Below are 17,803 nucleotides of genomic sequence, written 5' to 3'. Positions count from 1 at the left end.
AATTGACGATGTACGGAGGCAAGGCATGAATGCGGTCCCACAGGCGGCCGAGCGCGACTGGCGCACACCGCTGGAATTGACCCTCCTGGGCGCCATCTGGGGCTGCTCGTTCCTGTTCATGCGGGTGGCGGTGCCGTCGTTCGGCCCGTTCGCGCTGGTCGAGGTGCGACTGGTGCTGGGCGCGCTGGTGTTGCTGCCGTTTCTGTGGCGCGCCCGCGCGCAGTTCCCGCCGCGGCGCTGGCTGTGGCTGGCACCGATCGGCCTGATCAACTCGGCGTTGCCGTTCGTGCTGTTTGCTTATGCCGCCGAACAGGCGCCGGCCGCGATCGGTGCGATCTGCAATGCGATGACCGTGCTGTTCGCCGCGCTGATCGCGTTCCTGTTCTTCGGTGAAAAGATCGGCATGCGCCGAGCCGGTGCGCTGCTGGTCGGCTTTGCCGGCGTGGTGGTGCTGGCCACGGCCAAGGTCTCCGGCCTGAGCATCGGCACCGCGGTGCTGGCTGGTGCGGCGGCTTCGCTGCTGTACGGCCTGGGCGTGAACCTGGTGAAGCGGCACATGACCGGCCTGCCGTCGGCGGCCGCGGCTGCGGCAACGCTGTCGTGCGCCTCGCTGTGGATGCTGCCGATGGCGGTGAGTCACTGGCCGCAGGCGGCGATTCCGGGCAAGGCGTGGGGCGCGGCGATTGCCCTGGGCGTGGCCTGCACTGGGTTGGCGTTCCTGATGTTCTACCGCCTGATCGGCCGCATCGGCCCGTCACGTGCGTCGACGGTGACCTACCTGATTCCGCTGTTCGGCGCGGCATTTGCGTGGTTGTTCCTGGGGGAGGCGGTGACGGTGCAGATGCTGATTGCGGGTGCGTTGATCCTGGGTAGCGTGGCGGTGAGCCAGAAGAGCTGAGGCGTTTAGCGCGTGGCACGTGCTGAAGGTGCTTCACTGTTCATGGGTGTCACTTTTCTTTTCGCGCGAAAAGAAAAGTAACCAAAAGAAACGCGCCGCCAGGTCGCGAGCCGCCGTGCTTCGCACGTCGGTCCCCTGCGCTTCTCGGTGAATCAGGGGACGGTGCCGAACTCGCTGCGCTCAGACATCGGCACCTCTTCGCCCCTGATTCCCCTGCGATGCTCGGCTCGCTCAAGGCGGACCCAAGGTCAAGAGCCACAGCTGCACGACGATGCTTGGTAGTGCCGGGCCGGGCCCGGCGAGCGAAGCGACCGCTTCTGCCTTTGATCTTGGGTCCGCCTTGAGCGAGCCGAGCACCGCAGGTCCGGCGAGGGCGAAGAGGCGCGGGTGTCTGAGCGCAGCGAGTTCCCGCGCCGTCCCTCGACGGGCCGAGGAGCGCAGGGCACCGGTGCGCAGCACCGGCTCGCGGCCGGCGGAACGTTTCTTTTGGTTACTTTTCTTTGCGTACAAAGAAAAGTAACGCCCATGAACAGTGAAGCACCTTCAGCACGCGCCACGCGCAGGAAGCCAGGCTCCTACCGCACCGGCACCGGGATATTGCACAGGTCAATATGCCCCGCCGGGCGCTTGTAGAAATCATCCACGCGATTGCGACGCGCCTCCACCGTATCGGCAAAGGTCTTCGAGTCGGTACGCAGTACCTGGATCGGCGTGCGCTCGGCCGCCGGCACATCACTGACACGGCGGATCGACACGATCGGCGTACGCAGCTTCGGGTCGGTGTAGAAGCCCATCGGCGCCGGGCCGCGCGGGATCGCGCTGAGCAGTTCCATGCCCTTCAGTACGCGGCCGACCAGGGTGATGTTGCGGTCCAGCTGGCGCGGCGACTGGCCGGTTACCACATAGAGTTCGGCACCGATGCTGCTGTCTTCCTCGTTGCTGCGGCCGGCACCGAGCATGCCGTAACAGTGTGCCAGCCAGGCCTTGCCGGCCTGCGGGTCCTGGCCGACCGGGAAGCCGTCGACGAAACCGGTCTGCGGAGCCCAGCCATCGCGGTCCGGCAGCACGCTCACCTTCAGTCCGGCGCTGGCGCGCTCGAACTCGGCCGGCAGCTTGCGCGCGGCACTGCCGAACGGCTTGGCCTTGGCGGCGTCATCGGCGTCGGCATCACCGAACTGCACCACGAAATTGTCCTGCGAGCGGTAGATGCTGGTGCTGTCCCAGAAGTGCTCGTGGGCGAAGGTCTGGATGTTGGCGACATGGCGCGGGGCGAACTGCGGCGCCAGCTCGATGATCACCCGTCCGGCCGGCAGGTCCATGTACAGCAGGTTGGCCGGGTCCGGCGTGCGCCAGTCGCTGGCGGCCGAAGCGTCCAGGATCTGCTGCGGGCTGCGGTAAGGCGAGGCCGCGCTGGCCATGGCGGGCAACAGGCAGGCCAGGGCGAGGGCGGTCAGGGCAAGGCGACGACGGTGCGGCATGGGAACCCCGGAACATGAACGAGGCTTTGATTCTGCGCGACTAGAGACCACATCGCCAAGCGATATGTAGGGCAATCGCGTCAGCCTGCGCGCCGCCTCTTGGACGATTCAATCGGCCTGGCATCAACGTCTATCTTTCTTCTGCAATTAGACCGGAGTAATGGCCGAAGACAGGAACAGGCTCGTAGTTGCCTATTGGGTCGTGCGTAGTTGAACACTCTTCCACATGATGGGGCGAGAATTTCTCTATGAAGAGCCGACCATCTTCGTTGAAGATATAGCAGGTTCCTTCAGCAACGTTGTCGCTCTTTCCAGCGAATTCCGTGTAAACCACCATGCTCAGGAACAGCTTGTCCGGTGCCACCTGCTGGAACTGATACGACAGGCGCTTCCTTAGGTGTTCATCCAGAAAGTCGACGCCAATCATTTCTTTGTCCAACAGCACATCGATAATCGCTGATGGCGTGGTGGGGGAGCCAACGAGAACCGTATAGCGAGCCAGGCTCTCATGTCTCGATTGGGCTTCGGATTCACTGATTATGTTTCGGGCGGACTTCTTTGCGCCAAACCAGAAGTCGCAATAATAAAACTCAGTCATAAGTGGATATTCCCGGGATCGTCGTGCTCGCAGGAGCTGGATCAGCCGCTGCGCTGTTGGAAGACGACGGTATGCCGCGGCTCGCAGAGGGACAAGCAAGCCAATGGGCCTGCCGGCCAGGTGGTCATCCGGCCCTCGCCAACCGGCAGAGTGACTAACGACACATTCGCTATACCGAACTTCGCACTACTGTGGACTTCAACGTAGTGGAGGGCCGGTCATGTCCGAGGACGATGTCCACCTGAAGAAGTTCCAGAAGGAGCTCAGCGCCGGAACGGTGTCGCTGGCCCTGCTGGCGGTGCTGGCCCGGGCCGGGGAGCCGCTGTACGGCTACCTCATTGCCAAGGAGCTGGAGCGGGTGGGCGAGGGCGTGCTGAGCGGCAAGCAGAGCGCGCTGTACCCGGTGCTGCGCAACCTGGAAGGCGCCGGTCTGCTGGAAAGCCATGTGGAGCCGTCCAGCAGCGGACCGCCGCGGCGCTACTACCGCATCAATGAACGTGGCCGCGAGGTGCTGGCGCAGTGGCGCCAGGCCTGGCAGGCCACCCGCGATTCCGTCGATTCCGTGTTGGAGGGGGTACCGCAATGAACGACCCGAGCCTGGCAGGCCGAGCCCTGCCCACGACCATCCCGCAGTACCTGGCGCAGCTGCGCGCGGCACTGGAAGGTGCCGACCCGGCGATGGTGCAGGACGCGCTGTACGACGCCGAGGAGTACCTGCGTTCGGAGCTGGCGGCGCAGCTCGGCCGCAGCGAGGCCGAGGTGATCGCGGACGTTGCCGGCAGCTATGGCGCGCCGGACGAAGTGGCCGAGATCTACCGCGAGACCGAAGTGACGGTGAACCGCGCGCTGCGTACGCCGCGTGCGGATACCGCACCGGTGCTGCGTGCGGCGGCCGAAGCCAGTGGCGTCGAGCCAGCTGCACCGCTGCCGGTGCCGGTGCAGCGCTCGCTGCTGGCGCGCTTCTTCGGCGTGGTGACCGATCCGCACACCTATGGCGCGCTGTTCTACATGCTGCTGTCGCTGGCCACCGGCATCTTCTTCTTCACCTGGGTGGTCACCGGCCTGTCGCTGTCACTGGGCCTGCTGATCCTGATCGTCGGCATTCCGTTGACCGTGCTGTTCTTCGGCTCGGTGCGCGGGCTGGCGCTGCTGGAAGGACGGCTGGTGGAAGCGCTGCTGGGCGAACGCATGCCGCGCCGCCCGCGTTACACCGACCGCAGCCGCACGTGGCTGCAGCGCATCGGCGACATGTTCACCGATGGCCGCACCTGGCTGACCCTGCTGTACTTCGTGCTGATGCTGCCGCTGGGCGTCATCTACTTCACCCTCGCGGTGACGTTGCTGTCGCTGTCGCTGAGCCTGATCTGGGCACCGGTTGCGGCCATCTTCAGTGGCGACATCCCCGGCATCTACATCAACGATGTGAACGTGCTGCCGATGGCGGCCTCGCCGCTGGTGGCGATCGTGGTTGCTGCTGTCGGCGCGTTGTTGCTGCTGCTGACGATGCATCTGGCACGCGGCATCGGCAAGCTGCATGGGCTGATCGCCAAGAACCTGCTGGTGCGGTTGTAAGCGGAAATCCACGCTTTGGTGGGCTTCGCTTTGGCAGGTGCCAACCTTGGTTGGCGCCATCCATCAGATACTGGGATTCATGGTAGAGCGCCAACCAAGGTTGGCATCTACCAGAGGCGAGCTATCCCGCCTTTCGGCGCAACGGGGTGACGTTGCTCTTCTTCTTCGCGGCCTTCGCCGCCGGTGCTTCGGCATGCGCGGCGAAGAAGTCGCGCACCTTCGGGTACACCACTTCGCGCCAGCGACGGCCGCTGAAGATGCCGTAGTGGCCCGCGCCTTCGACGATGAAATGCTCGCGGCGGTCAGCGTCGATGCCGGTGCACAGCGCCTGCGCGGCTTCGGTCTGGCCGAGGCCGGCGATATCGTCCAGCTCGCCTTCGATGCTCAGCAGCGCGGTATCGCGGATCGCCGACGGATCGACCTTCTCGCCGTTGACCACCCACTCGCCACGCGGCAGCAGGAAGTCCTGGAACACCACGGAAATCGTATCCAGGTAGTACTTGGCCGGCATGTCCAGCACCGCGTTGTACTCGTCGTAGAAACGACGGTGCGCGTCGGCGTCTTCCAGGTCGCCCTTGACCAGGTCGGTGTAGAAATCCCAGTGCGAGCTGAAGTGGCGGCTCGGGTTCATCGACAGGAAGCCGGCGTGCTGCAGGAAGCCCGGGTACACGCGGCGGCCGGCACCCGGATAACTTGCCGGCACGGTGTGGATGACGTTGTTCTCGAACCACGACAGCGGGTTCTGCGTGGCCAGGTTGTTCACTGCGGTCGGGCTGCAGCGCGCATCGATCGGGCCACCCATCATCACCAGCGTGCGCGGCGTCGGTTCGCCACGGCTGGCCATCAGCGAAACCGCGGCCAGCACCGGTACGGTCGGCTGGCACACGCTTACCACGTGCAGGCGCTCCACGCCGAGGTGGCGGATGAATTCCTGGATGTAGGCGATGTAGTCGTCCAGGCCGAATTCGCCTTCGCTGGCCGGCACCATGCGCGCATCCACCCAGTCGGTGACGTACACGCGGTGGTCGCGCAGCAGCGTGCGCACGGTATCGCGCAGCAGCGTGGCGTGGTGGCCGGACAGCGGCGCCACCACCAGCACGAACGGCTGGTTGAGCATGGTGTGCAGCTGGTCGGCTTCATTACTGTGGCGCTTGAAGCGCAGCAGCTTGCAGAACGGCTTGCTTACTTCCTCGTGCACGACGATCGGCACGCGTTCGCCATCGACGTCGATTTCGTTGATGCCCCACTCGGGCTTCTCGTAATCCTTGCCGATGCGGTGGAAGAGTTCATTGACCGCCGCCAGGCGATCAGCGCCGGGCATCTGCGACCACCAGTGGCCCTGGTTGGCGAAGAACCTGGCGTTGGCCTGGGCCTGGTGCACCCAGGGGGCGAGCAGGTTGCGGGTCAGTTCGTGCAGTTGATAGAGCATGACGACCGAATATGTATGGTCATATGTTGCCGCGCAGCATATCCCATCCGGGTGTCCCGCAGGTTAAGTTCGCTGAAAATAATGAATCCGGATTCACATCCGTTCCAGAGCCGCCGTATCGCCTGCCAGGGCGGGGCCGAGCCAGCAGTGCGACCCTACCGGCTGCAGGCCGTGCCGGGCCAGCGTGCGGCGGTACCAGCGCGCCGGGCGGGCCTGGAAGCCGTCGTGGTCGCCCTCGAACGCATCCTCGGCGGCGAAGGTCTCCAGGAAGGCCACGCCGCCGGTCAGCTCGGCCACGCCGGCCAGTCCTGCACGCAGCTCGCGGTCGGGCACGTAGTGCATCACGTCCGAGCAGATCAGCAGGTCGACCGGGGCACAGGGCCGCAGCCAGGCGAAATCGCCGAAGCGGGCCATGTGCAGGTTGCGGGTCCTGCCGTAGCGGCGCACAGCGTACTCGCTGCTGTCGAAGCCGAGGTATTCGACCTTCGGACGCAGCTTCAGCAGGGGCGCACGCCAGGCGCCTTCACCGCAGCCGATGTCCAGCACACTGCGGATCGGCCGCTCCAGGTAGTACTCGGCACTGGCCACGGCCAAGGCGACCTTGCGCGCCAGGCGGGCGCTGCCGCCGATGTCGGCACGGCGGTACCAGCGTTGGAAGTAGGCGGCGTCGTAGGTCTTGTCCATGGGCGGTGCGCGATCGGGAAAACGGCGCCTATCGTACGGTGTTGCGACGCGCCATGCGTCGATGTGTCGCGGCGTGCGTGCCTGCAGCGGCTTCGCCACGGCATGCGAGAATGGCCGCCCACCTACGCCAGCCGCCGGAGCGAGCGCATGCAGAGCTACTACTGGGTCAAGACCTTCCACATCGTGTTTGTGGTGGCGTGGATGGCCACGGTGTTCTACCTGCCGCGCATCCTGGTGAACCTGGCCGAGACCGCAGGCCAGCCGGCGGTGACCGAGCGCCTGCAGCTGATGGGCCTGCGCCTGTACCGTTTCGGCCACTCGATGTTCGGCCTGGCATTCCTGCTCGGTCTGGTGCTGTGGCTGGGCTACAGGGTCATCCCCGATTTCCCGACCATGGTCGCGCCCGGCGGCGCCGGCTGGCTGCACGCCAAGCTGGGGCTGGTGGTGCTGCTGTTGGTGTACTTCGGCTGGATCGGCCGCCTGCTCAAGGGCGTGGCCAAGGGCAGGGCGCTGCCGTCGTCGCGCGCGCTGCGCTGGATCAACGAGATCCCGCTGCTGGCCTTCATTCCGATCGTGTGGCTGGTGCTGGCCAAGCCGTTCTGAGGCGAGGTCATCTGCACCCGGTAGATCCACGCCATGCGTGGATGCCGTCAGGGCACAAACGAAAGAGCCGGGCAAAATGCCCGGCTCTTTCGTTTCTGCAATCTCCTCCGTGTTTGCCGGCCAGCGGCCGGCACTACCAGGCTTACCTGCATGCCGGCCAGCGGCCGGAACTACCTCAGGCTGCTTCGTACGTGCCGTAGCTGCGCAGGCGCGCGTAGCGCTGTTCCAGCAGCTGTTCGGTGGACAGCTTGTCCAGCGCGTCCAGTTCGTTCAGCAGCACCGCTTTCAGGCGCTTGGCCATCTGCGTCGGGTTGCGGTGGGCGCCGCCGGTCGGCTCGCGCACGACCTTGTCGACCAGGCCCAGGCTCTTCAGGCGCGGGGCGGTCAGGCCCAGCTGTTCGGCGGCGTCCTTGGCCTTGCCGGCGTCCTTCCACAGGATCGAGGCGCAGCCTTCCGGGGTGATGGTCGAATACACCGAGTACTCCAGCATCACGGTGCGGTCGCCCACGCCCAGCGCCAACGCACCGCCGGAGCCGCCCTCACCGATCACGGTGCAGATGATCGGCACCTTCAGCTCGGCCATCTCGATCAGGTTGCGCGCGATCGCTTCGGACTGGCCGCGCGATTCAGCGTCGATGCCCGGCCAGGCGCCGGCGGTGTCGATCAGGGTCAGCACCGGCAGGCCGAAGCGCTCGGCCATCTTCATCAGGCGCAGCGCCTTGCGGTAGCCCTCCGGCTTGGGCATGCCGAAGTTGCGCTTGATCTTTTCCTTGGTGTCGCGGCCCTTCTGGTGGCCGATCACCATCACTGCACGGCCGTTGATGCGGGCCAGGCCACCCATGATCGCCTTGTCGTCGGCGAAGGCACGGTCGCCGGCCAGCTCCTGGAACTCATCGAACATGACGCGGAGGTAGTCGGCGGTGTACGGACGCGACGGGTGACGGGCCAGCTGCAGCACCTGCCACGAGGTCAGGTTGCGGAAGATCTGCGCGGTGCGCATGCGCAGCTTGTCCTGCAGCGCGTGCACTTCCGCCTCGACATTGACCGCCGGCCCGGCACTGGCGTTGCGCAGTTCCTGGATCTTGGCTTCCAGGTCGGCGATGGGTTGCTCGAAGTCGAGGTAGTTCGGATTCATCGGAAGCCGTCGTGTAAAGAAGAGGGGAATTCTAGCCGAATGCGTGCGAACCACCCGTACGCCCTCGTCTGGAAGGCGACGGTAGCGCAGCCGGGCGGGGCGTGCCAGTCAGCTCAGGGCACCACCAGCGCGCTGCGGCCCATCAGCTGGCTGCGCTGGGAAACGAAGTCGTTGTAGGCCTCGTTGGCTTCACGTCCCAGCCCGCTGCCCAGGGTGGCGGTGGCCGAGGTGAAGGCCATCTGCGCGGCGAAGTCCTGCTTGCGCAGAGCCTTCTGTTCATCGGCGGTGGTCGCCTTCAGCCAGCGCGCATAGACCTCGCGCAGCGGCGCGGCGTGGGCCTCGAAGGCGGGCACCAGCGCCGGCAGGCTGGCCGGGGCCGGTTCCAGGCTGAACGCCGGGGCCACGTAGCCGGCCGGCTGCTCGCGCTTGAACGCGCCGGGCTCGCCCATGCCTTCTTCCACGTAAGCGATGAAGTCCGGCGCGGTGAACACCTTGGCCACGATCTGGCCACCACTGGCGTCGACGTGGGCCACCACTTTTTCCTTCGGGAAGGGTTCGCGCACGCCGTAGGTCCAGGTCTTGTCGATGAACAGTTCGTGGCTCTTCTCGAACGGGCCTTCGAAGTCGACACCGCCCAGCTCGATGCCGGCCTTGCCGGTGCCGAAGTTCTTCAGCTTGCTCTCGTCGGTGACATAGATCTCGCGGGCGATCACGTACTCGCTCAGGGTCGGGTTGATCAGGCCGCCGCGACCGTCCACGTAGACGATGAAGCGCACGTCGCCGAGCTTGTCGGTGTGCAGGCGATGCTCGCCCACGGCCAGCGAGATCGGGCGCGAGCCCTGTGCGGCGACCGGCAGGTCCTTGCCATCAATGCTCAGGGCCAGCGGCGCATCGGTCGGGTTGTCGATCTGGAACTCGACCTTCGAGGGCGAACAGGCGGCCAGGGCCAGCGCGGCGGCGAACGGGAACAGCAGGGTCTTCATTGGCAATCGTCCTTGATGACTGGAACGGGAAAAACAGGAATACGGAGGAGCCGACCTCAGCTGGCCCACGGCGGGCTGTAGCGCACCTTCAGTGTGCGCACGGCGGGATCGGCGCGCAGTGCCTCCATCAGCTTGGAATCGATGCGCACCGCGCTCTGCCCGGACACATCGAGCATGCCGGCGACGCCGCCGTGCGGACCCTTCAGCAGCAGGTCCAGGCGCAGCGGCGTGCGCCCCGGGCGATGGCGGTCGAGCAGCGCATCGATGCGCTCCCAGACCGGGCGCTGCTGGCGCAGGTCCAGGCGCAGCGACAGCCGCGTGGCGTAGTTGGCGCAGACCTCATCGAAGTCCCAGCACTGGCGGATGCGCAGCGCGAAGCCGCCGTTGAACTCGTCCTCGCGCAGGCCGCCCTTGACCACCAGGATGCGGTCCTTGGTCATCAGGTGGCCGAACTCGGCCATCGCGTCGGAGAACGCGCTGCACTCGACGCGGCCGCGGCCATCCTCGAGCTGGATGAAGATCTGGCTTTCGCCCTTGCGGCGCACGCCGACCACCTGGCCGGCCAGCACGGTCGGCACTTCCGGGCGCCAGCGCTTCTCGCCACCACCACCGCCGCCACCGCTGTTGGCGCTCCAGATCTTCTCCACCGAGCCCAGGTCGTTGCCGACCAGATCGCGCACATCGTCGCGCCAGGGATCGAACGGGTGGCCACTGAGGTAGAAGCCCAGTGTGTCGCGCTCGCCGTTCAGGCGCTGCAGCAGCGGCCATTCCTCGGCTTCGGGCAGGTCCAGCTGGATCGAAACGGTGCTCGGATCGGGGCCACCGAACAGCGAGTTCTGCCCCGAAGCGCGCTCGCGTGCCATCTGGTCGGTAGCCTTGATCACCTCCGGCAGCTGCAGCATCAGCGAGGCACGGTTGCGGCCGAGCTCGTCCAGCGCACCACAGTTGATCATCGCTTCCAGCGTGCGCCGGTTCAGCTTGGCCGAGCCGACGCGGGTGCAGAAGTCGAGCAGGTCCTTGAACGGGCCGCCCTTCAGCCGCTCTTCGACCACCGCCTCGCAGGCCCCCTGGCCAACGCCCTTGATCGCACCTAGGCCGTACTGGATGGTGTCCGGCGTCACCGCTTCGAACATGAAGGCGGAGTGGTTCACCTTGGGCGGCAGCACGGTCAGGCCGAGGTTGCGCACCTCATCCAGGAAGCCGACCACCTTCTCGGTGTTGTCCAGGTCCGAGGACAGCGTGGCCGCCATGAACTCGGCCGGGTAATGGCGCTTCAACCACGCGGTCTGGTAGCTGACCAGCGCGTAGGCGGCGGCGTGCGACTTGTTGAAGCCGTAGCCGGCGAACTTCTCCATCAGGTCGAAGATCGCGTCGGCCTTGGCCTCGTCCACGCCGTCCTTGGCCGCGCCTTCGCGGAAGATCTCGCGGTGCTTGGCCATTTCGGCCGGCACCTTCTTGCCCATCGCGCGGCGCAGCAGGTCGGCGCCGCCCAGCGAGTAGCCGCCGACGATCTGCGCCATCTGCATCACCTGCTCCTGGTACACCATGATGCCGTAGGTGTCCTTCAGGATGGCTTCGGTGCGCGGATCGGGATAGATGATTTCTTCCTGGCCGTGCTTACGCGCGTTGAACGAAGGAATCAGGTCCATCGGGCCGGGGCGGTACAGCGACACCAGTGCGATCAGGTCTTCGAAACGGTCGGGGCGCGCGTCCTTCAGCAGGCGGCGCATGCCCGAGGATTCGAACTGGAACACCGCGCCGGTATTGCCGTTGGCGAAGATGTCCTTGTAGGTGGGCGTGTCGTCCAGCGGAATCGCGGCGATGTCCACCGGCGGAATGCCGGCGCGCTCATGGCGCTTGTTGATCGCCTTCACCGCCCAGTCGATGATGGTCAGCGTGCGCAGGCCGAGGAAGTCGAACTTCACCAGGCCCACTTCTTCCACGTCGTTCTTGTCGAACTGGGTGACCGGGTTCTTGCCCAGGCCGTTCTCGTCGTGTTCGGCGTAGAGCGGGCAGAACTCGCTCAGCGGCTCGGGCCCGATCACCACGCCACCGGCGTGCTTGCCGGCGTTGCGGGTCAGGTCTTCCAGCTGCAGCGCCAGGTCGATCAGGTCGCGGACATCGTCCTCGGTCTCGTAACGCTGGATCAGTTCGGCCGAGGCCATTTCCGAGCTCGGGCCTTCCTTGCCCTTGCCCAGCGCATCCTTCAGGTGGATGCCGAGGATGTTCGGGATCAGCTTGGAAACACCGTCGACCAGGCCGTACGGGAAGCCGAGCACGCGGCCGGAGTCGCGCACCACCGCCTTGGCGGCCATGGTGCCGTAGGTGATGATCTGGCTGACGCGCTCGCGCCCGTACTTGCGCGCGACGTAGTCGATCACCTCGTCGCGGCGGTCCATGCAGAAGTCGATGTCAAAGTCTGGCATCGACACGCGTTCCGGGTTCAGGAAGCGCTCGAACAGCAGGTTGTACGGCAGCGGGTCCAGGTCGGTGATCTTCAGCGCCCACGCCACCAGCGAACCGGCACCCGAACCACGGCCGGGACCGATCGGAATGCCCTGGTTCTTGCCCCACTGGATGAAGTCGGCAACGATCAGGAAGTAGCCCGGGAAGCCCATCTTGATGATGGTGTTGAGCTCGAACTCCAGGCGTTCGAAGTACTCCTCGCGGGTCTTGCCCGGCGCCAGCGGATTCTTCTCCAGGCGCTCTTCCAGGCCGTCACGCGACATCTTCTGGATCCAGGTGTCCAGGGTCTCGTCGTCGGGCACCGGGTAGTTGGGCAGGAAGTAGGTGCCCAGCCGCATCTCGATGTTGCAGCGCTCGGCCAGCGCCAGCGTGTTGTCGATCGCATCGGGGATGTCGGCGAACAGCGCGCACATCTCCTCGGCCGACTTCAGGTACTGCTGGTCGCTGTACTCGCGCGGGCGCTTGGGGTCGTCCAGCACGCGGCCGGTGGAAATGCACACGCGCGCTTCATGCGCGTCGAAATCCGACGGCGACAGGAAGCGCACGTCATTGCTGGCCACCACCGGCAGGCCGCGTTGGCCAGCAGCCATCAGCGCGAACTGGTTGAAGGTTTCCTCGCCCTCGCGGCCGGTGCGGGTCAGCTCCAGGTGCAGGCCATCGCCGAACACGCGCTGCCAGTCGGCCAGCTGCTGCTCGGCCAGTTCATGCTTGCCGTCCAGCGCCAGGCGCCCGGCCAGGCTCTGCCGCCCGGCCAATGCGAACAGGTTGGCGTTGCCGGCCTTCAGCCAGTCCGGGTGCACGGCCACGCCGCCCTCGGGGCGATGGCCCTCCATCCAGGCGCGGGTCAGCAGCCGCGACAGGCTCAGGTAGCCCTCGCGGTCGCGGCACAGCAGCGTCATCCGCCACGGGTCCTGGCCCTCTTCGGCGATCAGCACGTCGGCGCCGGCGATCGGCTTGATGCCTACGCCTTCGGCGGCCTTGTAGAACTTGACCAGCGCGAACAGGTTGTTGAGGTCGGTCACCGCCAGCGCGGGCAGCCCGAGCTCGACCGAGCGCGACAGCAGGTTGGCCTGCTTGGCCTTCTTCGGGTCCGCCTGGTCCGGTTTGGCCGGCACACGGATGGTGGAGTCCGCCAGCGAGAACTCGGTGTGGACGTGGAGATGTACGAAGCGGGAGTTGGACATGCCGGACCAGGTTGGAGCGCGCGGGCCCCGGGTGCCGACGGGGAAATCGTCGCCGGGGTCGGGAAGCGCTGGAGTGCCCGGTCAGGGTAGCGAGGGCAGGGGGTTGCGACAAGGCTTGACAGGGGCACGGCGTGGCGCCGGATTCAGGCGTGCGGGAGGCCGCCTTCTGTAGCGCCGAGCCCATGCTCGGCTGCTGTGGACAGCCGAGCATGGGCTCGGCTCTACAACTCCAGCAGGCTCAGGCGATGGCCGCCACAACCTGTGGCACTTCCAGGCACTCGCGTACCGGGGCGAAGCTGCGCCGGTGCTCCATGCAGGGGCCGTGCTCGCGCAGGGCGGCCAGGTGGGCCGGGGTGCCATAGCCCTTGTGCTGTTCGAAACCGTACTGCGGGTGGCGGGCATGCACGTCCTGCATGTAACGGTCGCGCGAGACCTTGGCCAGGATCGAGGCGGCCATGATCGCGCGATCGATGCCATCGCCGCCGACCAGCGCCTGCGCCGGCAGTACCAGGCCCTTGGGCACCACGTTGCCATCGATGCGGGCGAAGCCAGCCACGTGGGCCACCGCCGCAACGACATCGCGCATGCCCTGCAGGGTGGCCTGGTAGATGTTCAGGCGGTCGATGGTGTCCACGTCCACCAGCACCACGTGCCAGGCCAGGGCCCGTTCGATGATGCGGTCGTGCAGCTGCTCGCGGCGGGCCGCGGTGAGCTGCTTGGAATCGTCCAGGCCATTGATGCGCGGCCGGGATGGATCGAACACCACGGCGGCCACCGCCACCGGCCCGGCCAGCGGACCCCGGCCGGCTTCGTCGACGCCGGCGACCAGGCGTTCCGGTTCGACCACGGCTGCGCCGTCGAACAGGGCAAGGCTGGCCGCTGCGGCGTGGCGGCGGCTCATGCCTGGGCCTGGTTGCGCATCAGCAGCTCGCCGACGGCATCGGCGGCGCGGGCCGAGGCGTTGCGACGCAGGCGCTCATGCAGGCGCGCGTAGGTGTCCTGCAGGTCGGTTACCCGTTGTGGGTGGTCGAACCACTGCTGGATGGCGGTGGCCAGCTTGTCCGGCGTGCATTCGTGCTGCATCAGTTCCGGAGCCAGGTCCTGGCCGGCCAGGATGTTGGGCAGGGCGAAGCGGTCGACCTTGATCAGGCCGAATGCCTTGACCAGACGGTAGGTCAGCTCGTTGACACGGTAGCCGACCACCATCGGTCGCTTCACCAGCATTGCCTCCAGCGTCGCGGTACCGGACGCCAGCACTACCACGTCGGCGGCGATCATCGCGTTGCGTGCCTGGCCGTCGAGCACATGCGAGTACGCAACCGGCAGTGCAGAGCGCGACAGCTGCTCTTCGATCAGGCGCTTGCAGGCGGGGTTGGCGGCAGGCACCACCACGTGCAGGCCCGGGATGCGTTCGGAGACCTGCCAGGCCGCCTCGAAGAACGGTTCACCGAGGCGCGAGATTTCGCCCAGGCGGCTGCCGGGCAACACCGCCAGCACCTTGGCCGAGGTCGGTAGACCGAGCGCGGCGCGCGCTTCCTCGCGGTTGCCCTGCAGCGGGATGTCATCGGCCATCGGATGGCCGACGAAGCGCGCGTCGATGCCGTGCTTGGCATAGATCGGTGGTTCCATCGGGAACAGGCACAGCACCAGGTCGGCGCTGCTGCCGATCTTCTCGGCGCGCTTCTCGCGCCAGGCCCAGACCGAGGGGCTGACGTAATGCACGGTGCGTACGCCGCGCTGCTTCAGCCAACGCTCGATGCCCAGGTTGAAGTCGGGCGCGTCGATGCCGATGAACACATCCGGCTGCCAGTCCAGCGCACGCTGCCGGAACGCCGAGCGCAGCTTGAGCAGGCGCGGCAGGTGGCGCAGTACTTCGGTCAGGCCCATCACCGCCAGCTCGCTGGCATCGTGCCAGGTCTGGCAGCCAGCGCTGCGCATGGCATCGCCACCGATGCCGGCGAACTCGGCATTCGGAAAGCGCGCTTTCAGTTCGCGTACCAGGCCCGCACCGAGCAGATCGCCGGAGGCTTCGCCGGCCACCAGCGCTATGCGCAACGGACGCTCGCTGAGCACCCGCTGCGCGGGGACGCTGCCGGCCATCGAGGCCAGCGGAATCACGGCGGCGCCGGCCGGCGCCTGGCCGGTCATGCTGCTCATCGCAGCAAGGGCCTCTCGGCGTGCTCGATGAAGTCCAGCATCGCCTTCACGTCATCGCTGTCACGCGCCTGTTCGGTCAGCTGCACCTTGGCTTCGGCCAGCGGCAGGCCCGCCACGTACAGCGTCCGATAGGCACGCTTGATGGCGGAGATGCGCTCGGCATCGAAGCCGCGGCGCTTCAGGCCTTCGCTGTTGATGCCGCGCGGGCGGCCCAGCGAATCGGTGCCGACCATGGTGAAGGGCGGCACGTCGCCATTGGTCAGCGCACCCATGCCGAGGAAGGCGTGGGCACCGATGCGACAGAACTGGTGGGCGCCGGCGAAGCCGCTGATGATCACGTAGTCGCCTACGGTCACGTGGCCGGCCAGCGTGGTGTTGTTGGAGAACACACAGAAGTTGCCGACGTGGCAGTCGTGCGCCACATGTGTGTAGGCCAGCATCCAGTTGTCGTTGCCGATGGTGGTGATGCCGCCGCCGCCGCCGGTGCCGCGGTTCAGCGTGACGAACTCGCGGAACACGTTGCGGTCGCCGATCACCAGTTCGGTGCGCTCGCCGCCGAACTTCTTGTCCTGCGGTTCGCCACCGATCGCGGCATGGCCGATGAAGCGGTTGTCGCGGCCGATCCGGGTCGGGCCGTGGATGCTGCAGTGGGGGCCGACCACCGTGCCGGCACCGATTTCCACATCGGCCCCGATCAGGGTGAAGGCGCCCACCTGCACGTCATCGGCCAGGCGCGCGGCCGGGTCGATGACGGCGGTCGGGTGGATCCGCGGTGCGTTGTCAGTCATTCCTGCCTCCAGTGGATCAGCCCTTGGCGCCGGCGCACATGACTTCGGCCGAGGCAACGACTTCACCGTTGACCTTGGCTTCGCCGTAGTACCAGCCCATGTTGCGGATCAGACGCTTCATCTGCACATCGAGCATCAGCACGTCGCCGGGCACGACCTGCTTGTTGAAGCGGGCGTTTTCCACCTTGACCATGTAGAACAGCTTGGACTGCGCATCGCGGCCAAGCGTGAGCTGGGTCATCACGCCACCGGCCTGGGCCAGCGCTTCGATGATCAGCACGCCGGGCATGATCGGGCGGCCGGGGAAGTGGCCCTGGAAGAACGGCTCGTTGATGCTGACGTTCTTCTGCGCCAGGATGCGCTTGGCCTCGATGTCGAGTTCAAGCACCCGGTCCACCAGCAGGAACGGGTAACGGTGCGGGAGCAGTTCCTGGATCTCGCAGACGTCGATAGGAAGCTGCAGCGTGTCGTTCATTCTTTCTCCTTGCCAGCGGCCAGGACGCGGCGAGCCAATGCGTCCAGCTGCTTGAAGCGCGCGGCGTTCTTGCGCCACGTGCGGTTGTCGGTCAACGGGGTGCCGGACGAGTACTCGCCCGGCTCATGGATGGAGTTGCGGACCACCGACTTGCCGGTGATCACGACCTTGTCGCAGATCTCAAGGTGGCCGACCACGCCGACGTGGCCGCCGAGCAGGCAGTAGCGGCCGATCTTGGCGCTGCCGGCGATGCCGGTGCAGCCGGCGATGGCCGAGTGCGCGCCGATCTGCACGTTGTGCGCGATCTGCACCAGGTTGTCCAGGCGCACGTCCTCGTCCAGCACGGTGTCTTCCAGCGCGCCGCGGTCGACACAGGTGTTCGCGCCGATCTCACAGTCGTCGCCGATGCGGACGCCGCCGAGCTGCGGCACCTTGATCCACTTGCCCGCGTCCATCGCCAGGCCGAAGCCATCGGCGCCGAGCACGGCGCCGGGGTGCACGCGGACGCGCTTGCCGAGCTTGACCCGGGTGACCAGGGTGACCCGCGCGATCAGCTCGCAGCCGTTGTCCAGGCTGCAGTCTTCGCCGATCACGCTGCCGGTGCCGATGATGCAGTTCTCGCCGACCACGCTGCGTGCGCCGACGGAGACGAACGGGCCGATATGCGCGCTGGCGGCAACCTGGGCGCTGGGATCGATGACGGCGCTGGGGTGGACGCCCGGCGGCCGCGTCGGCGCGATGTCGAACAGCGCGGCGATCTTGGCGAAGGTGGTGTAGGGGTCCTTGGCCACGAGCGCGGCGCCGGGGGCGGCCTCGGCGTCGTCGGCACGCAGGACCACCAGCGAGGCCTGGCTGTCGGCCAGCTGGGCGCGGTAGCGTGGATTGGCGAGGAAGGTCAGCTGGCCAGGACCGGCATGGGCGAGGGTGGCCACGCCATGGATGGCGGTGGCGGGGTCGCCATGGACCTGCAGGCCGAACTGCTCGGCGAGTTGCTGGGCGGTGTAGGTGGGAGTATTCACGGCGGGAGTTTAACGTGTGACGCCATTGCGGTCATGCGGGGGGGCAGGGCTTGGCGCCTGCCTGATACGGGCGGGAGGCGGCGGGTGGCCCTGGCCAGGACACGCAAAAGCCCCTCCATGGTGCTCGATGGCGCCATCCATGGCGCCAACGGTCCTGTCCAGGGCCACCCGCCGCCTCTGGACAATTTCCCGCGAGCGCGACCAAAAGCCCGTGCCATGCAGTGTCATCTGCAACAACGAAAACGCCGGGCAGAGCCCGGCGCTTCGCGCCCCGTCTGGTGGAGAGCCCCCCTTTGTTAAGGGGGGCGCGCCAGCGGCGCGGGGGATAGGTGAA

16 protein-coding genes are annotated in these 17,803 nt (G+C 66.7%); 4 read left to right on the top strand and 12 right to left on the bottom strand.

The window, feature by feature from the left end; all coding sequences use genetic code 11:
• Window positions 1-25: 25 nt before the first annotated feature.
• Window positions 26-898 (top strand): DMT family transporter, encoded by an 873-nt coding sequence (locus tag HLA98_RS01740; RefSeq protein WP_057500150.1) that lies wholly within the window; start codon window positions 26-28, stop codon window positions 896-898.
• A 575-nt stretch (window positions 899-1,473) separates the two neighbouring features.
• Here the strand turns inward: HLA98_RS01740 and HLA98_RS01735 are convergent.
• Together HLA98_RS01735 and HLA98_RS01730 are read right to left on the bottom strand one after the other, a co-directional pair.
• On the bottom strand, window positions 1,474-2,376 hold the full coding sequence (locus HLA98_RS01735) for a peptidylprolyl isomerase (protein ID WP_057499599.1): 903 nt from the start codon (window positions 2,374-2,376) through the stop codon (window positions 1,474-1,476).
• A gap of 130 nt (window positions 2,377-2,506) precedes the next feature.
• Window positions 2,507-2,974, bottom strand: coding sequence for a hypothetical protein (locus tag HLA98_RS01730; protein WP_057499598.1), 468 nt, complete (start codon window positions 2,972-2,974; stop codon window positions 2,507-2,509).
• A gap of 220 nt (window positions 2,975-3,194) precedes the next feature.
• On the opposite strand from HLA98_RS01730, the gene HLA98_RS01725 reads away from it, so the two are divergent.
• Both HLA98_RS01725 and HLA98_RS01720 read left to right on the top strand, forming a co-directional pair.
• A complete protein-coding gene (locus HLA98_RS01725; protein WP_004150914.1) occupies window positions 3,195-3,560 on the top strand; it encodes a PadR family transcriptional regulator in 366 nt (121 codons plus the stop codon).
• Window positions 3,557-4,546 carry a sensor domain-containing protein gene (locus HLA98_RS01720; protein WP_057499597.1) on the top strand — a complete coding sequence of 330 codons (990 nt, stop codon included), beginning with the start codon at window positions 3,557-3,559 and terminating at the stop codon, window positions 4,544-4,546. The genes HLA98_RS01725 and HLA98_RS01720 overlap by 4 nt, the downstream gene beginning before the upstream one ends.
• A 121-nt stretch (window positions 4,547-4,667) precedes the next feature.
• Here the strand turns inward: HLA98_RS01720 and HLA98_RS01715 are convergent, their stop codons facing one another.
• On the bottom strand, window positions 4,668-5,975 hold the full coding sequence (locus HLA98_RS01715; RefSeq protein WP_049445361.1) for a polyhydroxyalkanoate depolymerase: 1,308 nt from the start codon (window positions 5,973-5,975) through the stop codon (window positions 4,668-4,670).
• Window positions 5,976-6,068: 93 nt separating this feature from the next.
• Window positions 6,069-6,659: a class I SAM-dependent DNA methyltransferase gene (locus tag HLA98_RS01710; RefSeq protein ID WP_057499596.1), complete on the bottom strand. Its 591-nt coding sequence runs from the start codon at window positions 6,657-6,659 to the stop codon at window positions 6,069-6,071.
• 147 nt (window positions 6,660-6,806) lie between these two features.
• Here HLA98_RS01710 and HLA98_RS01705 point away from each other — a divergent pair, with 147 nt between their 5' ends.
• Complete coding sequence (locus HLA98_RS01705; protein WP_057497713.1) at window positions 6,807-7,262, top strand: CopD family protein; 456 nt, start codon at window positions 6,807-6,809, stop codon at window positions 7,260-7,262.
• Window positions 7,263-7,437: 175 nt separating this feature from the next.
• Here HLA98_RS01705 and HLA98_RS01700 read toward each other — a convergent pair whose 3' ends face one another.
• The 8 genes from HLA98_RS01700 to lpxD all read right to left on the bottom strand — a co-directional run bounded on the left by HLA98_RS01700 (window position 7,438) and on the right by lpxD (window position 17,469).
• The gene (locus tag HLA98_RS01700) at window positions 7,438-8,397 is read right to left on the bottom strand and encodes an acetyl-CoA carboxylase carboxyltransferase subunit alpha (protein WP_032128332.1); all 960 of its coding nucleotides are present in this window, start codon (window positions 8,395-8,397) and stop codon (window positions 7,438-7,440) included.
• A 113-nt stretch (window positions 8,398-8,510) separates the two neighbouring features.
• A complete protein-coding gene (locus HLA98_RS01695) occupies window positions 8,511-9,380 on the bottom strand; it encodes a hypothetical protein (RefSeq protein WP_049445357.1) in 870 nt (289 codons plus the stop codon).
• Window positions 9,381-9,436: 56 nt separating this feature from the next.
• Entirely contained in the window at window positions 9,437-13,030 is a 3,594-nt protein-coding gene (dnaE, locus tag HLA98_RS01690) for a DNA polymerase III subunit alpha (RefSeq protein ID WP_057499595.1), read from the bottom strand.
• Window positions 13,031-13,268: 238 nt separating this feature from the next.
• Window positions 13,269-13,931, bottom strand: coding sequence for a ribonuclease HII (gene rnhB, locus HLA98_RS01685; protein ID WP_057499594.1), 663 nt, complete (start codon window positions 13,929-13,931; stop codon window positions 13,269-13,271).
• On the bottom strand, window positions 13,928-15,130 hold the full coding sequence (lpxB, locus tag HLA98_RS01680; protein ID WP_129550654.1) for a lipid-A-disaccharide synthase: 1,203 nt from the start codon (window positions 15,128-15,130) through the stop codon (window positions 13,928-13,930). Before lpxB ends, rnhB begins: the two co-directional genes overlap by 4 nt.
• Window positions 15,131-15,183: 53 nt before the next feature.
• On the bottom strand, window positions 15,184-15,975 hold the full coding sequence (gene lpxA / locus HLA98_RS01675; protein WP_057499592.1) for an acyl-ACP--UDP-N-acetylglucosamine O-acyltransferase: 792 nt from the start codon (window positions 15,973-15,975) through the stop codon (window positions 15,184-15,186).
• Window positions 15,976-15,991: 16 nt separating this feature from the next.
• A complete protein-coding gene (gene fabZ / locus HLA98_RS01670; RefSeq protein WP_049445343.1) occupies window positions 15,992-16,450 on the bottom strand; it encodes a 3-hydroxyacyl-ACP dehydratase FabZ in 459 nt (152 codons plus the stop codon).
• Complete coding sequence (lpxD, locus tag HLA98_RS01665) at window positions 16,447-17,469, bottom strand: UDP-3-O-(3-hydroxymyristoyl)glucosamine N-acyltransferase (protein ID WP_057499591.1); 1,023 nt, start codon at window positions 17,467-17,469, stop codon at window positions 16,447-16,449. The genes fabZ and lpxD overlap by 4 nt, the downstream gene beginning before the upstream one ends.
• Window positions 17,470-17,803 lie beyond the last annotated feature (334 nt).

It is taken from the genome of Stenotrophomonas africana, assembly GCF_013004645.1.
GTDB classification, from domain to species: domain Bacteria; phylum Pseudomonadota; class Gammaproteobacteria; order Xanthomonadales; family Xanthomonadaceae; genus Stenotrophomonas; species Stenotrophomonas africana.
This window is presented reverse-complemented; position numbering and strand designations above follow the sequence as displayed.